1 protein-coding gene is annotated in these 826 nt (G+C 34.9%); it reads right to left on the bottom strand.

What is annotated here, in order from left to right:
* Positions 1-804 (bottom strand): IS21 family transposase (istA, locus tag FKZ59_RS14430; RefSeq protein ID WP_141603398.1); only part of this gene is annotated, 804 nt, incomplete at its 3' end.
* Positions 805-826: the final 22 nt, after the last annotated feature.

Consider the following 826-nt stretch of genomic DNA (forward strand, 5'->3'; position numbering starts at 1 on the left):
AGTTAAACCCTCATAGCTGTCCATTATTGGAGCTGAAGTAAAAAAGTTATAGCGTATATATCCAACTTTATTCTCAACATTTCCTTTTTCATGGCCACTTCTTGGATTGCATACCTGCACATCAAAGCCATAATAATGCTGAAATTGAACAAATTCATCAGTTAATTGTGCTTCTTCATTTTTTGTCCTTTTTTTCTTCACAGCGGGGGGCAAATTATCGATTCTTATCCTTTTAGGTACTCCCCCAACCTGTTTAAAAAGAATATTGAGGCCATGTAAGAAGCATTCTTGATTTTCAGCTGGTAACGGTACTGCAAATCCAGCATTACTATGAGGAAACGTCATAACTAAAGCATGAATATCCACAATTTCTCCATCTTGTACAGCTTCCATTACTCCAAAGTCTACTTGAGCTTCACCCGGAGGATGTTCTAATCTTTCATACCCTTTATCCTTTTCTTCTTGGTGAGTATTCATCCATTCAGAGATAAAGTAACAAACAGTACGATAAGAACCTTGGAAACCCATTTCCTTTAGTTCTTCAAATATTTGTTTCTTTGTTCTTCTTAATTTTTTCCTTAACTTTAAATCCTCAAAAAGCCAATCTGAAACAATTACTCCCCACTTTTCCTCATACATCATCCCTTTCTTTTTAAATGATTTCTGTTTAGGGAGTTGATCTTCATCCGCATACTTCTTAGCTGTTCGCCAATTAATTCCCATTGTTCTTTGTATTTCTGAAATAGATAAACCTTTGTTATTTCTTAAATGTTTGATACAATTAATATCAGACATTGCTAGCATCCTTTCTTACCTCCACTACCAA

Source organism: Ureibacillus terrenus (assembly GCF_006569205.1).
Taxonomy (GTDB): Bacteria; Bacillota; Bacilli; order Bacillales_A; family Planococcaceae; genus Ureibacillus; species Ureibacillus terrenus.